Source organism: Nocardia sp. NPDC047654, assembly GCF_043205035.1.
In the GTDB taxonomy this organism is placed as follows: domain Bacteria; phylum Actinomycetota; class Actinomycetes; order Mycobacteriales; family Mycobacteriaceae; genus Nocardia.
Genome location: NZ_JBIDDF010000038.1, coordinates 1 through 5,382, shown reverse-complemented (window position 1 = coordinate 5,382; position 5,382 = coordinate 1). Strand labels below are relative to the sequence as shown.

The following is a 5,382-nucleotide window of genomic DNA, read 5'->3' as shown; positions in this document are numbered from 1 at the left end:
GACGGCTGCGCCAGCAGCGCCGTCTCGATCTCACCCAGCTCGATCCGCTGACCGCGGAACTTCACCTGGAAATCGGTCCGGCCGAGATAGTCGAGTACCGCGTCGTCGGCGTCCTTGCGCCACACGACGAGGTCGCCCGTGCGGTACATCCGCTCCCCGTTGCCGAACGGGTCGGCAACGAAGCGGTCGGCGGTGAGATCGGGACGCCGCACATAGCCGCGGGCCAACTGGTCACCCGCGAGATACAGCTCACCGGGCACACCCACCGGCACCGGCCGCAACCACGAGTCCAGAACGTAGACCCGGGTGTTCCACTGCGGCAGACCGATCGGCACGGTGCGCTCGTCCGGCGACGCGGGCCAGTAGGTCACCGAGACCGCCGCCTCGGTGGGGCCGTAGAGGTTGTGCACGGCGGCGTCGGATACCGCGTGCATGGCGCCCACGGTCTCCGGCGGCAGCGCCTCGCCGATCACGAAGACGTGTTCGAGCGTCGGGCAGCTGCCGGGGGCGGTGTGCGCGGCGAAGACCGTCAGCATGGACGGCACGAAGTCCGTCACCGTAACACCCTGGGAGGCAATGGTTTCCGCGACGTACGCGGGGTCACGGTGACCGTCGTGCGTGGCGACGACGAGCTTCGCGCCCACGCGCAGCGGCATGAAGTAGCCCCACAGCGAGACGTCGAACGTCGTCGCCGTCTTCTGCAGGTACACATCATCGGGATCCAGCGGGTATTCCGCCAGCATCCACTCGATCTGGTTGTTGATCGCCGCGTGGGACACCGCGACGCCCTTCGGGCGGCCCGTCGACCCCGACGTGAAGATCACGTACGCCGGATGCGCGGGCACCACCGGACGCACGAGTTCCTCCGCGCGCACCGGGCTGTCGTCGAAGCCGCCGAGATCCAGCGTGTCCACGGCGATGGCCCGGACGTCATCGGGCAGCGCGGCCGCGTCCGCGCTGGTCGTCACGACGCAGAGGGGGCGAGCGGTGTCCAGGATGTGGGCGATGCGTTCGGCCGGATGATCCGGATCCAACGGCACATAAGCCCCACCCGCCGCCACGATCGCATACATCCCCACCACAAGATCCAACGAACGCCGAACCGCCAACCCCACCAACGACTCCGCACCCACACCCTGCGAAATCAACAACCGCGCCAAACGATTCACCCGCGCATCGAACCCACGATACGAAAGCTCGACACCCTCGTAGGCGACGGCGATCTCGTCCGGATGCGCCTCGACGGCCCGGCGATAACCGTCGAGCAGCAATTCGGAGCGGACCGGGTAGCGGGTGTCGTTCCACTCGTGCAGGATGCGATCCCGCTCGACCACGTTGAGCAGGTCGATACCGCCCAGCGCGCGATCGGGGTCGGCCGCGACCGCGCGCAGCAACCGGTTCAGGCGCGCCGCGAACTCGGCGACCGAACTCTCGTCGAACAGATCGGTGGCATAGGTGAACATGGCGGCCAGACCCGCATCCGGGCCCTCCTGCGGCGTCACCGTCAGCTGTAGATCGAATTTGGCCACCGCGCCGTCGAATTCGACCGCGCCGACCGACAGGCCGGGCAGCTCGAGCTGCGCTCGGTCCATGTTCTGGAAGAACAGCGCCACCTGGAACAGCGGGTGATGCGCCTGCGAGCGCACCGGGTCCAGCACCTCGACCAACCGCTCGAACGGCAGTTCGGCGTGCGAGAACGCGGCCAGGTCGCGTTCCTTGGTCGCCTCCAGCAGCCCGGCGAACGATGCCGCCGGGTCCACCGCGGTCCGCAACACCAGCGTGTTGACGAACATGCCGACCAGATCGTCGAGTTCCGCCTCGCCACGTCCGGCGACCGGCGTGCCGATGGTGATGTCGGTGGTGCCGGACAATCGGGCCAGCAGCGCCGCGAATGCGGTGTGCACCACCATGAACAGCGAGGCGCCGTGGGCCTGGGCGAGTTCGTCGAGCCGGGCCCGGGTGGGTGCGTCGACGGTGAAGGTGAAGACGCCGCCGCGTCCGGAGGCCGAGGCGGGGCGCGGCCGATCCAGGGGGAGGTCGAGCCGATCGGGAATGCCCGCGAGCGCGTCACGCCAGAAGGCGATCTGCGTCGCGGCCACGGAGCGGGGGTCGCTCTCCTCGCCGAGCACGGCGTGCTGCCACAGCGTGTAGTCCGCGTACTGCACCGGCAGCGGGGCCCAGCCGGGCGCCTCGCCCGCGCTGCGCGCGACATAGGCGGTCATCAGGTCACGCACCAGCGGCGCTATGGACGTACCGTCGGCCGCGATGTGGTGCACGACGACGGCGAGCACGTAATCGTCGGAGCCGATCCGCGCGAGCGAAAGCCGCAGCGGCACCTCGGCCGCGACGTCGAAACCGGCGGCGGCGAAGGTGCGCAGCCAGTCCGGGAGTTCTCCGGCGGTCAGGCTGTGCGGCGTCAGGTCCGGGATCGCCTGCGCGGCGGGCAGCACGACCTGGTAACCGGTACCGTCCACCGCCGGATACACCGTCCGCAACGTCTCATGACGCTCGACCACATCCGCGACCGCCGCCTGCAACGCCGCCACATCCAACACACCCGACAACCGCACCGCGAACGGAATATTATTCGCCGCCGACCCGGTATCGAACTGATTCAAAAACCACATCCGCCGCTGCGCCAACGACAACGGCACCCGCTCCGGACGCTGCGACGCCACCAACTCGGGACGCGCCGTACCCGTGTCGAATTCGGCGAGGCGCGCGGCCAGCAGCGCGACCGTCGGCGCTTCGAACACCGTCCGCGCGGGCACCCGCGCGCCGATCGACGCCCCGAGCCGGGCCGCGACCTGCGTCGCGATCAGCGAATTGCCGCCCAGCTCGAAGAAATCGTCGTCCGCGCCGATCTCGTCACCCGCGCTGAGCAGGTCGCCGAAGACGCCAGCGACCAATTGCTCCAGCGCTCCCGACGGGGCGCGGAATTCCTTGGTCTGCAACTGCGGAGCGGGCAGGGCACGACGATCCAGCTTGCCCACCGGGGTCAGCGGGATCTCATCCAGCACGGTGAGCGAGGTCGGCACCATGTGCACCGGCAGGCTGCGCTCGGCGTGCGCGATCAGCTCGTCGGTGTCGATGGAGCGTCCGCTCGCCGCGTGCACATACGACGCGAGAATCGTCGCGCCACTGTCCAACTGATGCCCGACGGTGACCGCGAAGTCGACCGTCTCGTGCGCGGCCAGCACCGCGTCGATCTCGCCCAGCTCGATACGGAAACCGCGAATCTTCACCTGGAAGTCGTTGCGGCCCATGTATTCCAACTCGCCGTTCGGCGTCCAGCGCACCATGTCGCCGGTGCGGTAGAGCCGAGAGTGGTTCGGGTCGAACGGATTCGGAACGAAACGCACGGCGGTGAGGCCGGGACGCAGCTGGTAACCGCGCGCCAGCTGGGGTCCACCGATGTACAGCTCGCCGACCACGCCGATCGGGACCGGCACCAGCCGCTCGTCCAGCACGTATTCGGTGGTCGCCTGGATCGGCGCGCCGATGGTCACCGTTTCCCCGGGCACCAGCGGCGCGCTGATGTTGGTCATGATCGTGGTCTCGGTCGGGCCGTACCCGTTGTAGAACTCGCGCTCGCCCTCGGCGATCGGACGCACCCAGCGCCGCACCAGCTCCGGCGGGCACGCCTCGCCACCGGCCACCACCACACGCAGCTCGTCCAACCCGGCCGGGTCCACCGACGCGAGCGCGGCGGGGGTGATGAACGCGTGGGTGACGGCCTCCCTGCGCAGGAGCGCGGCCAGCTCGTCACCGCCGTAGACCGTCGGCGCGACCACGACCATGGTCGCCGCCCCGCCCAGCGCGAGCAGCAATTCCAGCACCGACGCGTCGAACGACGGCGACGCGAAATGCAACGTCCGCGACGCACTCGTCACCCGATACCGATCACGCTGCTCGGCGCAGAAACTCGCCAAACCCGCCTGAGTGACCACCACGCCCTTCGGCATGCCGGTGGAGCCGGAGGTGTAGATGACATAGGCGGGATGCTCGGCGCGCAACTGTCGCAGCCGATCCGCGTAGGTGACCGGCTCGGTCGGGTAGTCCTCCAGCCGCTGGACGAAAGCGTCCGAATCGATGACCAGCCATTCGATCTCGCTCGGCAGGTCCTCCACCACGCGCGCGACGGTGAGGCCGAGTACCGCGCCGGAGTCCTTCACCATGTGCTCGACGCGATCGGCCGGATAGTTCGGATCCACCGGCACGAAACCCGCACCCGTCTTGGCCACCGCCCACACCGCGACCACCGACTCCACCGAACGCGGAACACCCACCGCGACCAGATCCTCCGGACCCACCCCCCGATCGATGAGCAACCGCGCCAACCGCGTGGACCTGGCGTCGAGTTCCGCGTAGGTGAGGTGTCCGCGAGAGCTGACCGCGTCGGCGAAGACAACCGCGGTGCCGGTTGGATGCGCTTCGACGGCGGTTGCCATCAGTTGCGGGAGGGTAGTGACTCTAGGTCGCCGGGTACGAGTGGGCCGCACCCGCGCGGGCCGCGTCACGCGAGCCCCGCTTCGTGCTTCCTGGGCACCGATCCCTGCGCCGGCAGACTATTCCCCGACAAGCGAAACATGAAAACTCTGCACATCCTGCCTGTAAGAACACGTCCATGACACATTTCCAGCGGACGGCCTGATACAGCAAACCAGTCCGCTGTGTGCATGGTCACACAACTGGGAGCTTCCGTATGACCGCGAATCACTTCACCGGGCGTCGAACAGCTCGGTGAACTCGACGATCGCGGCCACATTCGACCAGGGCCCCTCGGGCACCGCGCCGACACCATTGTCCAGCACCACCGCGTGCAAATCCTCCAGTGCCATCGGGTCGAGCGTGTCCAGCCCGGTCCGATCCGTCACCAGATGGGTTACCCACTCGTCGGCGAGCGACTCGGTCAGCGCGCCGTCCTCGTCGACCAGCACCACCGACGCGCCCACCGATCCGGCGGCGACCACTTCGACCAGCGCGGCGGGCGACTGCGGACTGCCGTGCTGGAAGGTGCGCGATTCGAAGGTCAGTTCGGTGCGTGCGCGCAGCCGTGCGGCGGCCGTGGCGAGGTCGTCGTAGCTGAGTGCCTGCGCGCCGATGAACGCCGGGTCACCGCCGCGCAAGGCGCGAATGCGGTGGGCGTAGGTGACCGGCCGGGGTGATTCGGCGGCGATCTCCGCGACGACGGTGGGGTCGTCGAGGGCGAGCCAGTCGACCGCGGCGGCCGAGTGCGCACCGCCGACCGTCAAGCCGGTCTTGATCTCGAGTTCGTGCGGCAGCAGTGCGTCGAGTGCGTCGACCGGGACCACGGCGGCGCCGGTTTTCAGCACCGCCCAGGTGGCGATGACCGCTTCGATGCCGCGATCCAGTCGCACC

At 68.8% G+C, this 5,382-nt stretch carries 2 protein-coding genes; both read right to left on the bottom strand.

Translation table 11 applies throughout. The annotated features are described in order from the left end of the window. A partial coding sequence (locus ACGF7Y_RS36405) for an amino acid adenylation domain-containing protein (protein WP_393242467.1) occupies window positions 1–4,520 on the bottom strand: 4,520 nt, incomplete at its 3' end. 201 nt (window positions 4,521–4,721) lie between these two features. Beyond that, window positions 4,722–5,382, bottom strand: a 661-nt coding sequence (locus tag ACGF7Y_RS36400) for a hypothetical protein (RefSeq protein ID WP_393242464.1), incomplete at its 5' end; no start/stop codon positions are given.